Below are 17,876 nucleotides of genomic sequence, written 5' to 3' on the forward strand. Positions count from 1 at the left end.
TGTCTTTTGATTAGAGCAATAACGCCTCATCTATGGGATGAAATTGAGAGGCTGCATCCCTTAAGGATTTAGCCGTCAGGGTAGGGACGCCATACACTTGGGTTTCAACGCCATACTTTTGATGAATTTTTTGCAGCAATAAATCGAAATCGCCATCACCAGACAATAAGATCACTGTATCCACTTCACTCGCCGCTTCCATAATATCTATGGTGATCCCCACGTCCCAATCGCCTTTGGCCGAGCCATCGCTACGCTGAATAAACGGTTTTAACTTCACCTCAAAACCTATGTGCTTTAGTGCGTCTTGGAATTTCAATTGCCCATCGTCGCCCTTATGGATGGCATAAGCCACGGCCAACGCTATGTCTCCTTCATAACCTAAGTGCTGCCACAGTTTACGATAATTAAATTGGCGACCATAGGCTTCGCGGCAGGTGTAATAGATGTTTTGTACATCGACAAATAAAGCGATTTTTTTCAAGGCGTTTTCCAACTGCTAGGGGAGTAAGGGCACTATAGCATATTGAAGCAATGGGGTTTTCAAGGATGTTAGAGTGTTGGGTTCAGCCGTCGAGATGGTGAACCCAAAGCGTATGTTAGCTTCTATGGTATTTTTGATATTCGCCCGGTGACATGCCGTTGAGTTTTTTAAAGTAACGCCCCATATGACTTTGATTGGCAAAGCCATTATTGAGGGCGATATCGGTCAATGATTGCGTTGAATGACTCAAGCTTTGTTTGACCTTTTCAATGCGCACTTGCAGCAAATACTCCTGCGGCGTCATCGCAAATTGGCATTTAAACATGCGACAAAAATGGTACTCGCTCAGTTGGGCAAGCTCGGCCAACTCAGACAAGTAAATTTGCCGATGGGAATGGCAATGAATAAACTCTTTGATCGCTTTAGCCACTTTAGGTGCGAGCCCACCCTTAATTGGCCCCACCGACAAATTAAAGCCTGAGCTTTGCAGCAAAGTCACCAGCACAGTGTCGGTTACCTGTTCCATCATCAGATGGTGATCACTCGTCTGCCAATCGAGCCCGGCAACTTGATGTCGAAACAGTGCCTCTAATCTCGGATTATCGACAAAGGTCAACTCAGGTAAACGCACTTGGCGTGGATCTTTATCAAAGACTCGCACCGCCAATTTTTTAAGATGTTCATCGCTAAAATACAAATGCATAAACTGCTGCGGTTGCCCCAGTTGCCAATGGCTTTGGCAGCCTTGGGGCATAAGACAAAACTTACTGGGCGCGCCATAGTCGGCCTTGATATCGGTTCTGTGGGTTTCGTAGCCGCCATCCAGATACATGCTCAGCGTATGTTGTGCATCGTTTTGGTAATACAGACGCTCGCTCGCATTTTGATAATGAGCCCAAGATAAATCCTCCGTAATCGCTTGTTTACGAATACAGGTTTTGGCGGATTTATCAAAACTGATGTATTTGGGCTCCATGGGTTCCTAGTGATCTCACTGGCTAAGCATTTTGTCTTTCCAAATTATCGCACTTATGGGCGTGGCTCAACGTCCGCTCGCGATTAAAACCGCAATATCGTGTTATGGCCAACAAGATGGTGACATAAGGACGAAAGCCATCGCTGTATAGTTTGCCTCATTAAGCATTTTATGAAGGTGTAGGGGACTCATTATGGCTGCTGTGATGTATTTGCTGATGATTTTTGTGTGGGGTTTTTCGTGGATTGCCATTAAGTGGCAGCACGGTGAGGTGGCGACGGAAGTCTCGATTTTCTATCGGTTTGCGATTGCGAGTCTCTTGATGTTCGCCATTGGCTTTGCCTTTAACAAGCTGCAAGCGGTAAAGCTTAGGCAGCATCCTTGGTTTGCGCTACAAGGCGTGTGTCTATTTTGTTTGAACTTTATCGCGTTTTATACCGCAACCCATTATATTGCGAGCGGTTTAACGGCAGTAATTATGGCCACTGCCCCCATTTTTAATGCGATACATGGCCGCATTTTTTACGGTACGCCCACCAGTCGTAATTTTTGGTTAGGCGTCGGTGTCGGTCTGGGGGGCATTAGCTTACTCTTTGGTGCTGACTTGCTCGCGACTCAGTGGTCACAAAATTTAGTGTGGGGCTTATTGTTTTCGCTGCTAGGTACGTGGTTTTTCTCGATTGGTAACATGATCAGTATGCGCAACTCGCGCGATAATGTGTCGCCCTTTACTTCAACAGCGTATGCCATGTGCTATGGCAGTGCGGCGTTACTGCTGATCATCTGGTTTAAAGATTTAAGCTTTAGTTTACCGCTGACAACCAGCTATCTTGGCAGCTTGTTCTACTTAGCCGTTATCGCCTCTGTGGTTGGCTTTACCGCTTATTTGATCTTGGTTGAGCGAATTGGCGCTAATGCCGCTGCGTATCTGTTGGTGATTACCCCTGTGGTGGCGTTAAGTGTATCGAGCGTGTTTGAGGATTATCAGTGGACTTGGTATTCAAGCGTGGGACTCTTGCTGGTCGCGCTCGGAAACATGTTAACGCGCCGTCAAAAACCGCTTGTTTGGTTTAAGTCTTCTGCCACGCCAGCGGTGAAAGCTTAACGTCGCAGCTAGCGTCATGAAAGTGCATATGAGACAAGGCTCGATTCGACGATTGTAAGTCAGTCGAGCCAGTACTTATTTGAAATATTGTGCCGGTGTGGTGCCAGTATATTGCTTAAAAAAGCTGATAAAGGCACTGTCGCTGGAAAATTGTAAATTAAAGCCCACCTGCGCCACCGAGATTCCCGTTGCTAATTGTTCTATGGACGCGAGTAAGCGCCATTGCTGGCGCCAGGCTTGATAAGCCATGCCCGTCTGCGCGCTAAAAATGCGGCTAATTGTGCGTTCACTGGCACCGATTTCTACTGCCATATCCTTAAGATTGGCTGGCGGTTTTTGATCTTGCTGTAGTTGCGCTAGCCAGGTTGTTAAACGTTTATCCTGTGGGAGGGGTAAAGCCAGATTTTCTTCCGTGGCATTGCCCAATTCTTCGCAGAGCAGCAAAAAGGCATTGTATTGAGTGCTTCTTGGTTTGTCCCAAGGCCAAAACGACATAGTGTCGATTAAGGCTTTGAGTAGCGGATTTACATGGAAAATAGTGACTTTATCGGGCAATAAAGTGACGGTTTCTGGTTCAAAGTAGAGTGAGCGATAGGCAACCACATTACGCATGGTGACGCTGTGCTTAACGCCAGCTGGCAACCAAGCCGCACGCGTTGGCGGTAACACCATTTGAGTATCGGCTAGGGTGAATCTCATCACGCCTGTGGGGGCGTACAGCAGTTGCGCCTTCCTGTGGTGATGCATTCCCGAGTCGTGTTCGCCCATATCGGCGGCAATGCCAATAACCAGATTATCCAGCAGATCTGGATTAAATAGTTGTTCGGGTTGAATAAAGGCCATCTTGTCCTATTTTTGATGTTTTTTGTCTAAGTGTTGTTAGTTGTCACATTTGGATTTTATCTATACTGCGCCATCTTTTACAAGTATGGAGTGACATTTCGGTAAACCAACTCATTTGTTGGAGTGCTGAAATGGACTAAAAATCATGAATATAAAACTCCCTTTAGGGCTCGCTGTGCTGCTAATGATGTTTCCGCAAATTATGGAAACAATCTATAGCCCAGCGTTGCCTAATATTGCAGAACACTTTGCAGTGTCGATTGCTGGCGCATCGCAAACCTTATCTGTGTACTTTATTGCTTTTGCTATCGGCGTATTTTGCTGGGGCCGCTTAGCCGACATTATTGGTCGCCGTAAAGCTATGCTCGCGGGATTAGTATGTTATGCCATTGGCTCTGCGTTAGCCTTGATGGTGAGCGATTTTAGCCTGTTGTTGCTGGCCCGCATATTGTCGGCTTTTGGCGCGGCAGTGGGTTCTGTGATTACCCAAACTATGATGCGTGACAGTTATAGCGGCGAAGAATTAGCCAAAGTCTTTTCTGTGATGGGAATGTCACTTGGGATAAGCCCTGTCATCGGATTGCTATTGGGCAGTATCCTCAGTGCGTATTGGGGATATCAAGGTGTGTTTGCCGCACTCATGGTCTCTGCAATTGTGCTGCTGTTTTTGTCGGTAAAATCTTTACCCGAAACCAAACCCACACATACCCAGAAAATCGCGATAGGCGAGTTAGCGATTAAGATGCTTACCGACAGCGAGATTATTAAGAGCAGCTTGTTGGTGGCGGCGTTTAACCTAATGTGGTTTAGCTACTTTTCACTGGCGCCATTTATGTTTGAGGCGCAAGGCTTATCGACACTCGCGTTTGGTACTAGTGGCTTACTGTTAGGCTTTGGTGCTTTCCTTGGTAGTTATGTTAATAAAATAATGCTGGGTCGAGGCCACACCAGCGCACAACTCGTTCGCTTAGCCAGTGCTATTGCACTTGTCGGTGGACTGGGCATTTGGCTCCTTCAATCGACCTTTATTGGGCTGAATAATGTTTACTTTCTAGCCCCTATGCTATTGATTGTGATGGCTTACGGTATCGCAATTCCGAACATACTAAGCTCTGCTCTGGCAAACTACCGCACCTATGCGGGCTCTGCTGGCGCACTCTTTGGACTATTTTATTATATTCTGTTGGGATTAGGTTTAGGCGGCGCGGGAATCATCCACCATTTAGGTATTGTGATTACGTTAAGTGCACTGCTTTGCGTTGGCTTAGGTTTACTTTTAGGCTTCGCCAATAAAGCAAAAAACGCTTAAGACGCAAATGAAAAGCCAAGATACTAAGTACCTTGGCTTTTCTATGTAATTTCTACATTTTGTATAGACGTGAAAAGCTAGGTTTTAGGTGCGAGTTCCTGCTGCTTTGCTGCCTCTTGGGTGCTGTCGAAATCAATCGAGGCATGGCAGGAAGTAAAATTAACTTCATCATTGAGTAGACCACAGTCTATTCATAAGCAGAGAGTTATGAATGGTGACGTTTACGCATCTATTCTTCCGCTAAATCCCATCATCTCAAAGCTTCTATTGAATATTGTTACTACTGAGTAGTACGAAAAACGAGCATCCGAACAAAGGGAATCAATGTCTTTTCAAACAAACACTTTTCATTAGGCTTTCCTTAAGTAATTGTGATTCCATCATTTTAGATGTACTCAAAGTAACTTTCTGATTTTACGATGTGCGATTGTAGCGTTTTTATATCGACGACAGCCTAAGTGAGTTCTTGTCCTCACAAATCATATGTGGTTCTATCACACTAAATGTTATCTCTATGTTATTCGTTGTATGGGGAGATACGGATGCGTCGACTTTTTTCAGAAGATAGTGAAGTCTTATTATTCAAAAGTTTAAATTATATACCTATCCCAGTTCTATTATCTGAGGCCTTGGACGTTGAAGGACGTCGCCCAAGCACTCATAGGGTGCATAGATTTATGAATCATGCATTTATTGAGCAATTGGGTTATACCATGTCGGACATACCCGATATTGAATCTTGGTTTAATACTGTTTATCCCGAGCCAATCCTTCGAGATAAAGCGATGTTTGATTGGGATAGGGCTGTGTATGTAAGTGAAAAACAGGGGCTGAGTACCGCAGGTTTTCAAACTTACCTTCGCTGTGGCAATGGTGAATATCGTTGGTTTTTAATCACAGCTCAAATTACCACAGAAAATCAATCAAACTTAAACATAGTCACTATGAGAGATGTTCATCAGTTGCAGTTACTGATTGAGGATAACAAGCGACAGTCTAATACCGATTTACTGACGGGACTTGCCAATCGTCGTCAAGTGGAACAGCTCCTCGCTTTAGCCATAGAACACAGTGCTGATGCACAAGGTTCACTCTGTTTAGTGATGTGTGATATCGATTTTTTTAAGAGTATCAATGATAACTTTGGTCATTTGTGTGGGGATGATGTGCTTAAATTAGTAGCGGATCAGCTTAAGCGCTATGTCCCCTCTGCCTCCTGTGTCGCACGTTGGGGAGGGGAAGAGTTTCTGATCGTGCTGGAAAACACTGAACTTGAAGTCGCTATAGAGCTTGCCGAGAAGTTGCGTTGTGATATTGAATCCACGGATTACCAATCCTATGGCCAGCATATGCATTTGACCATGAGTTTTGGGTGTGTCGGGCATCAAGTTGCTGAAAGCTTGCATAGTCTATTATTTCGGGTTGATAGCGTTTTATATAAAGCTAAAAATGATGGCCGTAACCGTGTTGTATTTGATTGAATTCTGAATAAATTCAAACGTTAAATTATATTTTATCTATCATCTTTTAGCCCCAATTAGGTTTGGGATGTGATAACAGATCTTTGTCTGGAATTTGAGCGGAGAAGGTTAATGACAGCACGCAATACCAGTGAGGTAATTCTCTTTAAAAGCTTAGATTTCATTCCTATTCCAATCCTGCTTTCAGAATCACGCATGAATGAGATGTCTGGCCGTATACAGCGGATCCATCGTTTTGTTAATCATGCCTTTATCGAACAGATTGGCTACACATTAGTCGATATTCCCGATATGGATGCTTGGTTTAATACTGTGTATCCAGATCCTTTAGTGCGCCAAGCTATGGTTGAAGGATGGGCAAAAATTGTTGAAAGCAGTATCAATGCAGGAATCGATACGGCTGAAATGCAGGCTCGCATTCTTTGTCGTAACGGTGAGTACCGTTGGTTTTTGATCACGGCACAAATTACCACAGAGAATCAATCGGACTTGCATATAGTAACGATGAGAGATATCCATGATTTACAATTGCTTATTGATGAAAATCAAACTTTGTCTAATACCGATGTGTTGACTGGCCTCGCTAATCGCCGTAAAGCGGAAGCAGTGTTGGAGAATGCCTTAAGTACCACAAATGGCTCTGACCTTTGCTTATTAATGTGCGATGTCGATTATTTCAAAGCCATTAATGACACGTTTGGTCATTTATGTGGGGATGATGTCTTAGTACAAGTTGCAAGGTTACTTGAAGGGCTACAGCAATCCGCTGCTTGTATTGCACGTTGGGGAGGTGAAGAATTCTTGATTGTTTTACAAGGTTACTCCTTAGATGAAACATATCAAATTGCAGAGCAATTACGTTTAGATTTAGCGTCGACGGATTTTTTCTATCAAGATAAACAACTGAATTTGACTATGAGTTTTGGCTGTATCTGTGTTCAAGATAATGAGAGTCTGCGCAGCGCACTTTTCCGGGTAGACAGTGCGTTGTATAGCGCTAAATCCGCTGGCCGAAATTGTGTTGTGATTGGATAGATAAATTCCCAATATCCTATGTAGGGCAAGGAAACTTGATTAAGACGCCAATAAAAAAGCCAAGACACTGAGTGTCTTGGCTTTTTGTTCTGTGATCTTCTGCAGTTATTATTAGCGCTAGGCTTTAGGTGCGAGTTCCTGCTGCTTTGCGGCCGCCTCTTGTGCCGCTAACTCTTGTGCTTTAATCGCCGCTTCGAGCTTAGCTTCAACATAACCAGGAGAGTGCGTTGTGGCCGAGATTAATCGATACATGGCGGGGATCACCAGTAAGGTCACAAAGGTAGCAAACGCCATTCCGAAGAACACTACAGTACCTACAGCGATACGGCTTTCTGAGCCCGCGCCCGTTGAGAAAATTAACGGTACAGCACCCACTAAGGTGGTGAAGGCTGTCATTAGGATTGGCCGTAAACGACGGGATGACGCATCGATAATGGCTTTATCGAGTTCAAAGCCGCGGTCGCGCAATTGGTTGGCAAATTCCACGATGAGGATACCGTTTTTAGTCACCATACCAATTAACATGATCATGCCTATCTGGCTGTAGATGTTGATCCCTTGGCTGGTGATCAGTAGTCCTAAGAAACCACCGAATACGCCCATAGGCACAGTAAACATCACCACTAATGGGTTGATAAAGCTCTCAAACTGTGCGGCTAATACTAAGTAGGCAACCAGTAAAGCTAAACCAAATACGATAAAGATACTGCTTTGGTTTTCTTTAAAGTCTTTGGATTCGCCCGTGTAACCAATCGAAATATCCTTAGGTAATAATTCAATGGCTTTAGCGTCAAGGAACTTTAAGCCTTCACCTAAGGTGTAACCTTCACTGACGTTAGCCTTGAGGGTGATCGATTTTTGCTTATTGGTGTGGCTTAATCTTTGTGCCGAGGCAATTTCTTCTATATGGGTGACAGTATCGAGAGTGACCAATTCGCCCTTAGCTGACCGCATGTAGATTTGGCTCAGGTCACCGACATTGTTGAAACTGTTTTCATCACCGCGTAAATACACATCGTATTCTTCGCCTCGATCAACAAAGGTCGTTTCGGTGCGGCCACCCAGCATGACTTCTAAGGTTTCCGATACTTGGTCGACACTGATCCCCAGTTCTGCGGCGCGCTCTTTATCGACAGTAACAATGAGTTCTGGCGTTGTTTCTGCGTAGTCTAAGTCAGCCCCTTCCATCATAGGGCTAGCGTTAGCCTCTTCTTTCAATATCTGCGCCCACTTAAACAGTTCGGCATAGTCCGAACCACCAAGTACAAATTGCACGGGTTCGCTCGATTGCCCTCTAAAGCCTGGCATCATAGGGCGAACCATTACATCTGGAATATCCTTTAAGGCATTGCTAATAATTCCAAGGGCTTGCTGCGCTGTCACATCGCGGTGTTCCCAATCTTCTAGCTGCATGATGACAAAGCCAGTTTGATCGCCAGCACGGCCACCAAAGGCGGGAGCTTGTACGCTGAAGGATCGCAGCACACCTTTACCTAGCAAGGGCATGAGCCTGTCTTCGACTATGTCCATGTTGGCTGTCATACGGTTATAACTGGTGCCTTCGGCGCCTTTAATAAAGGCGAACAACACGCCGCGGTCTTCCTGCGGCGCGAGCTGTGTCGGTACTTGTTGCATTAACCAAGCACTGCCGCCGATACAAGCGAGGATGACTAGCGGTGCGAGTAGACGAAATTTAATCGCTCGTGTCACGGCGACACGATAAACGCTTTCCATGCGAGCAAAGCCGCTGTCGACCCAACGATTAAAGCGATTCGGTTTGACGTTGGCTTTGAGTAATTTACTGCTCAGTACAGGCGTAAGTGTGAGTGCCACTAAGGAGGAGAACAGCACTGACACCGCCAGCATCACGGAGAACTCGGTAAATAGTAGCCCGACCATGCCCTCCATAAATGAAATTGGGAGGAATACCATCACCAGTACCGCCGTAGTGGCGATAACGGCAAAGCCCACTTCGCGAGTACCTTTGTAGGCGGCGAGTAAGGGCTCTTCGCCTTTTTCGATATGGTGGAAAATGTTCTCGACCACCACAATCGCATCATCGACCACTAGACCGATGGAGAGGATTAATGCCATCAATGTCAGTAGATTAATCGAATAACCTAGCATGTTGGCGGCGATAAATGCCGAGATCAAAGATACTGGAACCGTCACCGCTGGGATTAACGTTGCTCGCGCTTGTCCAATGAAGATATACAGCACGAGTACGACCAAGGCGCCCGTGACATAAAGGGTGCTATACACTTCGTTAATCGAGCGGTCGATAAATACGGTCGAGTCGAAGTCGACCACTAGGCTAGTGCCTTCGGGCAGGAAGTCTTGTACGCGATCAACTTCTTTATGTACTTCTTTGGCAACGAGCAGAGGGTTGGCATCGGACTGGGCAATAATGCCTAAACTGATGTTAACTATGCCGTCGCTTTTGAAGGTCGAGTTTTCGTTTTGTGCTCCAACAGCCACATCGGCGACATCTTTTAAGTAGATAGCCGTGCCATCGCTGGCGGTACGCACCACAAGATAGTCGAAATCCTTCGGCGTGTAGTACAAGCGTTTGGTACGCACCGACATCACAGTGGTGTCGTTACGCACTTGGCCGCCGGGTGTTTCGATGTTCTCTTTACGCAGGGCGTTGATAATATCCGTGGCGGTTACATTACGTCCTGCCATTTGTTCGGGTCTGAGCTTGACGTACATGACCTTATACAAGCCGCCGGAAATGCTGATAGAACTCACGCCGCTGATTAAGCTGAATTTGTCCTCGAGTACTCGCTGGGCGTAGTCCGTTAATTGAGTACGGTCCATCACACTCGAGCTTAAGTTCACATAGACTGAGGGTTCGCCGGAGCCGTTGTCTTTTGAGACGACGGGGTCTTTTGCATCTTCTGGGAGTCTGCGTTGGGCGCGGGCCACTGCATCACGCACATCGCTGACCCCTTCGGTTAAGTTCCAACCGAGGAGGAATTTAACTGTGATACGCGAGCTACCGTTACGTGTGGTCGAGGTGATTTCGTCAATACCACTGATCCCTGTTAGCTCATCTTCTAAAGTCTTAGTGATCTGGCTTTCCATAATCGCCGCCGACGCACCCGAGTAACTGGTGCTGATGGTGACCACAGGGCTTTCGACGTCGGGCATTTCCCGTATCGACAGTTTAGTGAACGACACTATGCCGAATACACACAGCAGTAAGCTTAAAACGATGGCAACGACAGGGCGTTTAACCGAAACATCGGATAACCACATTATTTCGTCTCCGTTGCTTTAGGACCTGAAAGCTCTGTCGCACGGGCTGAGGCTTTACCATCGAGCGTGACTTCATTGATTTGCAGGCCATCGCGCATATTGACTAAGCCCTGTACCACGACTTTGTCACCTATGTTTAAACCGCTTTCGATTAAGACTTGGTTATCGATACGTGCCCCGAGTGTCACTTCTGTGCGGTGGGCAATGTGGTCGGCACTAACTACGTATACGTAACGTTTAGTTCCTGAATATTCAAGAGCTTGTACTGGCACCATAGGTGCTGAAATCGCTGGGAAGGTGATGGTTGACGACATCATCATGCCCGGTTTTAAGCGTTTCTTCGGATTATCGAATAGCACCCGTACTTTGAGGTTTAAGGTTTCCTCATTGACGCGGGGATCGATAGCCACCATTTTGCCAGTAAAGATTTCATTCGGCCAAGCGCGACTGGTGGCTGACACTTGCATGCCAATACTCAGTTGCGATAGGAAATGCTCAGGCACTTGTAAGTCGAGGCGCATGCTGGACAAATCATCTAGCGACATCAACTCAGTGCCCATGCTGACCATCTTGCCTTCGCTGAAATTAATCAGGCCAGTATTACCCGCAAACGGCGCTATCAGCGAGTGGTAATGTAAATCTGCTTGGGCAGAGGATAAGCGTGCTTGGGCGATATCAACACTGGCTTTTTGTGCGTCAATCTCGGTTTGGGTAATGGCGTTACGGCTGATCAGTTTTTCAAATTCTTTGAGTTTACGTTTTTCATCATTGAGGAAAGCATTGGCCTCGGCGACGGCGGCTTGGGCTTTCATATCATCGAGTTCGATCAGTAACTGGCCTTTTTTTACCGCTTGGTTTGAGGTCACTGCGACTTGTTTAATCTTACCTGTGACTTGCGGTGCAATGATCACTGCACGTTCAGCCGCGAGTTTGCCGATAAGAGAGATAGATTGCGCTAATGGATATTCAATCACTTCACCCGTGACCACAGGAACGGTACGCATAAGATGTGGCGCGTTTTCGGGTTTAGCCGCTTGAAGGACATCACTAAAACTCACCGCTGTGGCGATAATCGCAAGCAGGGCAATGGCAATAATGGTTTTTTTCATTGTAATTATTATCTCGCGCAAAGGCAGTTTAAAAAGGTAATCGCTCTAATGGCGCTATTCTAGTGAATAACGTACGCCAGTTGGGTAAAAGTTTGTAAAGGTAAGCGAACGAAAATGAAAGAAATTGTGTTTTTTGAGCATTGAGCACAATTCAACGAGAGTTTTGCTGTTTTTTTGTGCTGTTATTGCTTTTTAAAAGCTGGACGGACTTTAGGGATGGACTTCAGTTCGCGTTTTTTCAATCGGCGCTTGAGTCGTTTCAACCTGAGGATATTGGCTTAAAATTGCCGCTAATCGTCCATCGCGGCGCATACTCTCTAAACCTTGATTAAAATCCGTCACTAACTGCGGATGATCCGCTACAGCCAAAGAGATCCCTAAATGAAATACCTCAGTCGCTATGGGTGGGCCGACTTGCTCAAAGGCACCCTCATATTCACTTGGTCCTTTTTTAATTAAATACCTCGCTAAGTTATGGCCAATCAAGACTAAGTCAATACGCTTTAAAAACAGCTTTTTGAGATTCATCTCATCCGAATTTCCTTCCTCTGTGGTGAGCCCCGCGGCGAAGATTTCTGGTGGATTAGCGTAACCGCGACCTATACCGATAGTGAAAGGTTTAAGATCTGAAAGTTGACTGAAACTCAGCGGTGAATCTTTACGTTTGTAAAACACAATTTGTACGGGTTGGATAGGCGCAGAATATTGGGCCCATTGCTCGCGCTCTTTACGATACCAGAGCCCAATGATGCCATCAGCTTGGCCTGTTTTAACGAGTAAAGCCGCGCGGGCGAAGGGATAAAACTTGAGGCTGGCAGTGTAACCTTTGCGTTTAAAAGCTTCTTTGACGACTTGCGCAACGCCGCCCTGTTCAGGTAAAGCATCGGCATAAAAAGGAGGATAGTTAGTGGCGACTAATTGGAGTTCCCTGCCCGCAAATGCAGGGGGATAGAAGCTGAATAGAAACAAGCAAAAGCTAGATAATGTGAGTAATTTCTTCCCCATTTCTACTCCAGCACTTAGGTGAGTCGCACTTGGCTTGAGTATAGTCAGAGTTAATTAGAACAGGCGAACTTATGGATATAAAGATGAGTGCATAATGAGCGCCATACGATTGAGAGTTATGCCGATTGAGTACCATGGTGGGCGTCCATTTTACCCTTGCTCATTCATGCCTTATTGCCCCAGCGCATTCATGGATTAAGGCGCTAGCTCATTCACGTATTGGGGCAAAAGATATTAGTGAGGCAGGTTATAGCGAAACCTGCTCACCCTGATACAAACCTCGGCGGAGTTTTCCTGCGTCGATAAGTAACAGCTCACCGGACTTGCCATTCTTAATACTGCTATCTATCGCAATGATTTTATTATGATAAAGCCCAAGCACTTGTTCCTGCGATGTGTGCCCTACGACGATATGATCGACCTTGAAATAGTTCAGTATGCTATCGATATCCGACTCTTTCAGTTCATCTTTAAAGTAGCCACGATACCAAGTTGGACCATTGGTAAAAAACAAAAAGTTGAGTAAATCGTCTTGCTTCAAATCGGCTTTTTTATCATCTAAATGCTGACGAAATAATTGGTTAGCATCGCTGATATGTAATTTACGCTCGACCCATTCAAGGCTGATGCCGCCGTGCATAAACAAGATATTATTGATTTTGACTAAAGTATGTTTGCTGCGAAGCCATTGGCCTATTTCGGTGTCTTTGTTGTAGAGCGCATCGTAGCTGCGTTTGAGTAAATCTGCCGAAACTTGGTAGCGTTCGTTGACGTAGCGTAAGTCGCCGCGAAACACCATTTGCTCGTGATTGCCCATGAGTAGATGTAAGCGTCCGCCCGCAGCTTGGGCTTCTTGGTCTAAGGTATATAAAAACCACAATACTTCATTGACTTGATGACCACGGTCAAACATGTCGCCCGTCATCACCATATGACCGTCACCAAAGGCCCAGTGGTTATCTTTGTCGATAATCTGATGGGCTTTTAGCAAGTTAATCATTACATCAAACTGGCCGTGTACATCGCTAAGGGCGACAATTTTGCTGACATGGGTGAAGGTGTCTGGCTCAACCGTGACAGCTTGTGTATGAAGGTGCGGTTGGGGTAATTCACCGCAACTGGCAGGGCGAGTTAACTGCGCCTTCGCAATCCTTGTTTGTTTTAGTTCACTCTGGCAAATCCAATAGGCTATGTCTTTTTGAGCATCATCTAAAAATACATAAGGGCCATCGGTGACGCTGTTTTCTTGAATTTTTAGCTCTAGCTCGGCTTCACTTGCATTGGCCGCTAATGAGGTCAACGCCAGTGAGGTAAAGGGGAGTGCGGTGACAAGCCATAACAGGGGCGTGAATTTTCTCTGTTGCTTGAGTATCCATTGGCTGGCTCGGCTAAGTCGCGTCATAGATAGCGTGATTGGGTGAGCCCCGACTGGCATCGAATTGATTCGCATTAGACCGCATCCTTGTTCTTGTTTTAGTTATTCATTCTGTCATTTTAGACACTTGAGTTGATGAGTCTTCGAATGTGTAACTTTACGAAGTTAATCTCAAGTGTTCAATTTTAAACGCTTAATCTTAAGTACTTAATGTCAAGTGCTCAACATATTGAAAACACTAAATCATACGGATAAGGCTTAGGGTCGACAAGTCACGAGGCGGGCTAAATTAAACTTGCCCACCTCACTATTCAGTTATTTCATGTCTCAATATCATGACTTCAGTTACATGATATTGACCGTTACATGGCATTGACGACGGTATGACTATCGACAAACTGTTCGAAACTGACGATTTTGCCGCTGTGTATCTTCCATAAATGGGCGACTCGGGCGCTAAAATACTTGCCCGTTTTGACATAGGTACCTGAATAAGTGCCGAAGGCAAAAACCTTATCGTCTTGGGCGACATAGTCTTCGATATCGACGCGATAGTTATCCCATTCAGTTTCGAGGCGGGCGAACACCTTGGCGGCTATCGCGCTAAAGCCTACGTAAGTGCCCGCATAGGGAAATCCCGCGGCCTCTGTCCAGCGTGCGTCATTTGCCAGTGCATGCTCAAGATTTTTGGCATTTTCGGCAGAGCTGTGTCCTGCGTAAGTACTTTTGACAAGTGCAAGATTCGCATCAGTTTGTCTTGCTGTTTCGATAAGATTTAACTGAGCAGACTCACTCACTAAAGAGCTTGTTGGAACACCATTAAGCGTTGGCATGATTATGACTCAAATTGCGCTTCAAGATGGCTTAACCACTGGGCGGGTTGGCCGTAGAAGCGGTTGATATTAATGGCGGTGATGTTGCCGTTATTATCCTCTATAGCCATCGAAGGGAAACCTTGGGCACCTATCAGATTCAGTAATGCTCTGGATTCAACAATATGCTCATATAGCTTGTCTTCACCTTGGGCATAATGCTGCGCAAAGCTCATAGGGTCGAGCCCAAGTTCAGCGGCTAAGCTTGCGAGATTACCTTCATCACTGGCGCTGTGACCATCACGGTAATGGGCCAGTTGTACTGAGTGTAGATAGGCCAAACTGTCGCCACCCATAGCATCGACTGCGAGCATGGCTTTAATAGGAGGCGCCGAGTCGAGTACGATTGTGGTATCGCGCAGCAGACCATCAAAATAGTTTTCCCCAAAAGGTTGTCCGGTTAGCTCGGCAATACGCAGATCGTGGGGCATAACATAGTCGCGCCAGTTAGCATCGATTTGTTTACGTCTTGGGCCTGTGAGCATACCGCCGCCGTGGAGCTTAATGGTAAAGCCTGCTTTTGCGGCGGCATCGAGTAAAGGCGCTGCGGCATAACACCAACCACATAAAGGGTCGATAATGGCGTGCAGAGTGCGCTCTTTGGCCGTTGCTGTGCTGCTGGTTGTGCTAGTTGGATGAGCTGTTGGCTGAGTCATAGTGTTAAACCTTTTGGCTTAAGTTCGTCGCGACATTAGCGACTTAAGCCCTTTGAGAACATCGATTAAAATAGTTAGGTTGGTACCGTTATTTAGCTAAAAAATGGCACGCAATCGCTCACGTGCCTGTCTTTAACTATTTGCACTTAAATGCTTGTATCTAATCGCCTAGATAGGTATGACTAGGCTTACATAGGCCAGGTCATTTCGCCCATGTAAACTTTGGCGCTGATCTCAAGCCCTGCATCGGCTGGCATTTGTGGGTATAGCGCCAGCATCTTTTGGATTAATTCGGCTGAATCTTTCGAGGCTTTTGCAGCGATTTCAAAGGCTTTTACATATTCACGGGTAAAACCGATGGCGTGGGTATTAAATCGCGCTTCGCCTAAATAGTGCCCTGGGATCACTGTGGTCGGCAGCAGTTTTTCCATTGCATCTAAATGGGTTAACCATTCCTGACGCTCAGAGGCAGTTTGAGTGTCAGCCATCCAAACATGCGTGTTATCAAATACTTCCACGCCACCTGTAATGGTTTTTGCCGATGGCACCCACAGGAAAGTGTGTTTAGGGTGTTTATCATTAAAACCTTTGATAATCACTTGCTCACCGTCGATGGTGAAAGTGTCACTGTGAATCGCCTTAGGTAACACTAATTCGCTTGGCGCATTATCTTTTAAAATCGGCCCCCAGTAGGCGAGTTTGCCTTCCATTGAGGCTTTAATCGCATCGACAGTGGTTTGAGTCGCGACGATTTGTGCATCGGGGAAATTCTTTTTAATCACGGCTAAGCCGAAATAGAAATCAGGATCGCTATGGCTGATATACACCTGAGTCAGCTTTTTACCGCTGGCTTTGATGGTGTCGACCAATGTTTGGGCATCGTTATTTTGAAATTGCGCATCGACGAGCATCATTTCGTGTTTGCCGCTGATAAAGCTCGATGACACGGCAAAGATGCTGTTTTCGCCCGGATTAAAATGGCTCACTTGCAATGGCGCTGCATTGACCGCGCTAAGTCCTGCCAGCAACAAGGTGGCGGCTAGGCTTATTTTAGACGAGGCCTTCAATGTGGCGTTAACTGTGTTACGTATTGCATAGGTCGATGTGTTCATTTTGGGGCTCACTTATAGTCACAGGGTGAAAGAGTAAAAGGTTCGATTTAGCATTCATTGATTTGCAGCTGCTGCAAAAGTGAGTTAAGTATAGGTTGCAAAAATCAATAGATAAATGCGAGTATCTGCCCATGTTTGTTGCATAAATCGGACGAATAGCCGCGTGCACTCTTAGTTATTATTCATGTGGTGACGTGAGTATGTGAGTGAACCTTCGAGTGATTTGAAAGTGAGTGATTAAACGTTATTGATTGAACGCGAGTGGAGATAAATCATGGATAGACTCGAAGCGGCTAAGGTGTTTGTGACTATTGTTGAGCGCGGCAGCATGATCAGCGCCGCCAATGCCTTAGATATGTCGCGTTCTATGGTGACCCGTTACTTGAGCGAAATGGAGGAATGGTCTGGTGCTAGGTTATTGCATCGCTCGACGCGCAGCCTCAGCTTAACGCCAGCGGGCGAGCAAGTGCTGGACTATTGCCATCGGCTGCTCGAACTGGCTAACGAAGTGCCGGCGGTCAGTCATGCCGCTGTGGCGATTCCGCGAGGCTTATTGCGTATTAGCTGCTCCCAGTTTTTGGCGCATCAGATTTTAGCGCCCGTGGTACAGCAATATTTAGCCAGTTATCCGCAGGCGAGCGTGAATTTCCACGTGAGCAGCCAAACCGTCGATTTAGTCGCCGAGCGTATTGATCTGGCTATTCGCATCACCAATGAACTCGATCCCAATCTTATCGCTAGGCGCTTAGGGGAGTGTGAGTCTGTGGTATGCGCCGCACCGAGTTACCTTGCCGCGCGCGCCGCCGTGCTGCATCCCGAGGATTTAACTCAGCATAACTGTTTAACCTATTCCTATTTTGGCGATGTGATGTGGCGCTTTTATAAAACCGATGTAGGGGCGAAACAGGCTCAAGCGCTGAACTCCGATCCTAAGGTAAACCAAGGTCAGGCGTTTAATGTGCCTGTGAATGGCAATTTTAGCGCCAATGATTCCATGGTGGTGCTCAATGCTACACTGGCAGGCGAGGGGATTGCTATGCAGCCTGTTTGGGCGGCGAAACCCTATTTAGACTCGGGTCAGTTAGTGCCTTTGTTAACTGAGTTCATGCCTCAGTCCCTCGGTGTGTATGGCGTGTATCAATCCCGCAAACATATGCAGCCTGCACTTAGGGTGATGATGGACATGCTGGTGGCCTACTTTGCCAGCTTGAATTGAAATCGTGCCAGTTTGAAATAGCGCCAAAGTCTACGGC

Annotated in this window: 15 protein-coding genes; 5 read left to right on the top strand and 10 right to left on the bottom strand. The window is 46.1% G+C overall.

The annotated features are described in order from the left end of the window. Positions 1 to 10 precede the first annotated feature (10 nt). Entirely contained in the window at positions 11 to 484 is a 474-nt protein-coding gene (locus L5M40_RS15985) for an NYN domain-containing protein (protein ID WP_006082658.1), read from the bottom strand. Between the two features lie 115 nt (positions 485 to 599). After that, positions 600 to 1,460 (bottom strand): AraC family transcriptional regulator, encoded by an 861-nt coding sequence (locus tag L5M40_RS15990; RefSeq protein ID WP_263176313.1) that lies wholly within the window; start codon positions 1,458 to 1,460, stop codon positions 600 to 602. 193 nt (positions 1,461 to 1,653) lie between these two features. Between L5M40_RS15990 and L5M40_RS15995 the strand changes: the two genes are divergently transcribed. Then, on the top strand, positions 1,654 to 2,565 hold the full coding sequence (locus L5M40_RS15995; RefSeq protein ID WP_263161987.1) for a DMT family transporter: 912 nt from the start codon (positions 1,654 to 1,656) through the stop codon (positions 2,563 to 2,565). Between the two features lie 75 nt (positions 2,566 to 2,640). Here the strand turns inward: L5M40_RS15995 and L5M40_RS16000 are convergent, their stop codons facing one another. Beyond that, entirely contained in the window at positions 2,641 to 3,408 is a 768-nt protein-coding gene (locus L5M40_RS16000; RefSeq protein WP_263176316.1) for an AraC family transcriptional regulator, read from the bottom strand. Between the two features lie 145 nt (positions 3,409 to 3,553). Here L5M40_RS16000 and L5M40_RS16005 point away from each other — a divergent pair, with 145 nt between their 5' ends. From L5M40_RS16005 to L5M40_RS16015, 3 genes are all read left to right on the top strand, one after another. Further along, complete coding sequence (locus L5M40_RS16005; RefSeq protein ID WP_028761402.1) at positions 3,554 to 4,717, top strand: multidrug effflux MFS transporter; 1,164 nt, start codon at positions 3,554 to 3,556, stop codon at positions 4,715 to 4,717. A gap of 677 nt (positions 4,718 to 5,394) precedes the next feature. Next, positions 5,395 to 6,198, top strand: a complete 804-nt coding sequence (locus tag L5M40_RS16010) for a sensor domain-containing diguanylate cyclase (protein WP_197018086.1) — start codon at positions 5,395 to 5,397, stop codon at positions 6,196 to 6,198. A 111-nt stretch (positions 6,199 to 6,309) separates the two neighbouring features. Continuing rightward, positions 6,310 to 7,233: a GGDEF domain-containing protein gene (locus L5M40_RS16015; protein ID WP_219254128.1), complete on the top strand. Its 924-nt coding sequence runs from the start codon at positions 6,310 to 6,312 to the stop codon at positions 7,231 to 7,233. A 117-nt stretch (positions 7,234 to 7,350) separates the two neighbouring features. Here L5M40_RS16015 and L5M40_RS16020 read toward each other — a convergent pair whose 3' ends face one another. The 7 genes from L5M40_RS16020 to L5M40_RS16050 form a co-directional block, all read right to left on the bottom strand. Further along, entirely contained in the window at positions 7,351 to 10,494 is a 3,144-nt protein-coding gene (locus tag L5M40_RS16020) for a multidrug efflux RND transporter permease subunit (protein ID WP_263177375.1), read from the bottom strand. Further along, positions 10,494 to 11,603 carry an efflux RND transporter periplasmic adaptor subunit gene (locus L5M40_RS16025; protein ID WP_105251741.1) on the bottom strand — a complete coding sequence of 370 codons (1,110 nt, stop codon included), beginning with the start codon at positions 11,601 to 11,603 and terminating at the stop codon, positions 10,494 to 10,496. The genes L5M40_RS16020 and L5M40_RS16025 overlap by 1 nt, the downstream gene beginning before the upstream one ends. A gap of 210 nt (positions 11,604 to 11,813) precedes the next feature. Then, positions 11,814 to 12,608: a substrate-binding periplasmic protein gene (locus L5M40_RS16030; RefSeq protein ID WP_263172595.1), complete on the bottom strand. Its 795-nt coding sequence runs from the start codon at positions 12,606 to 12,608 to the stop codon at positions 11,814 to 11,816. A gap of 247 nt (positions 12,609 to 12,855) precedes the next feature. Beyond that, entirely contained in the window at positions 12,856 to 14,058 is a 1,203-nt protein-coding gene (locus L5M40_RS16035) for a metallophosphoesterase (RefSeq protein ID WP_263177374.1), read from the bottom strand. A 287-nt stretch (positions 14,059 to 14,345) separates the two neighbouring features. Then, positions 14,346 to 14,816: a nuclear transport factor 2 family protein gene (locus tag L5M40_RS16040; RefSeq protein ID WP_212599294.1), complete on the bottom strand. Its 471-nt coding sequence runs from the start codon at positions 14,814 to 14,816 to the stop codon at positions 14,346 to 14,348. Between the two features lie 2 nt (positions 14,817 to 14,818). Then, positions 14,819 to 15,511: a DsbA family protein gene (locus L5M40_RS16045; RefSeq protein WP_173497536.1), complete on the bottom strand. Its 693-nt coding sequence runs from the start codon at positions 15,509 to 15,511 to the stop codon at positions 14,819 to 14,821. 188 nt (positions 15,512 to 15,699) lie between these two features. After that, positions 15,700 to 16,623, bottom strand: a complete 924-nt coding sequence (locus L5M40_RS16050) for an MBL fold metallo-hydrolase (protein WP_173243465.1) — start codon at positions 16,621 to 16,623, stop codon at positions 15,700 to 15,702. 274 nt (positions 16,624 to 16,897) lie between these two features. On the opposite strand from L5M40_RS16050, the gene L5M40_RS16055 reads away from it, so the two are divergent. Next, positions 16,898 to 17,839, top strand: coding sequence for a LysR family transcriptional regulator (locus L5M40_RS16055; protein ID WP_263177373.1), 942 nt, complete (start codon positions 16,898 to 16,900; stop codon positions 17,837 to 17,839). Positions 17,840 to 17,876: the final 37 nt, after the last annotated feature.

Source organism: Shewanella sp. SM68 (genome assembly GCF_025653925.1).
Taxonomy (GTDB): Bacteria; Pseudomonadota; Gammaproteobacteria; order Enterobacterales; family Shewanellaceae; genus Shewanella; species Shewanella oncorhynchi.